Origin of the sequence: Corallococcus sp. RDP092CA (genome assembly GCF_041903675.1) — a bacterium.
Classification (GTDB): Bacteria; Myxococcota; Myxococcia; order Myxococcales; family Myxococcaceae; genus Corallococcus.
Window position 1 is genome coordinate 1 of record NZ_JAYESI010000135.1, and the last position, 397, is coordinate 397.

The 397-nt window shown below is 67.0% G+C and carries 1 protein-coding gene; it reads right to left on the bottom strand.

The features are described 5' to 3' along the window. Positions 1-397 (bottom strand): AMP-binding protein (locus U8525_RS34505; RefSeq protein ID WP_374270977.1); only part of this gene is annotated, 397 nt, incomplete at both ends.

Sequence of the window (397 nt, forward strand, 5' to 3'; positions counted from 1 at the left end):
ACGAGAGAAGCGGTGGAGTAGGTGGTGTCCTCGGAAGGCCCGTAGAGGTTGTAGAGCTTCCGCACCGTGGGCACGGCGTAGACCTGCTTGGCGAGTGTCTCCGGCAGGGCTTCACCGGCGAGGTTGACGACACGCACGGAGGGAGGCACGGCGCCCAGGCGCAGCAGTTGCGCCATGGCGGAAGGGACGGTGTTGACGAGGGTGACGAGCGAAGCGGTGGGCAGCTCCGCCAGGTGCAGGGCGTTGCGAGCGACGACGACCGCACCACCACTGCACAACGGGGCGAAGAGCTCGAAGACGGAGAGGTCGAAGTTGAGGCTCGTGGCGGCGAGGGTGCCCTTCAAGTCCTCCGGGGAGAAGGTCTCCAGGGCCCAGTGGAGGAAGGAGACGGCGTTGC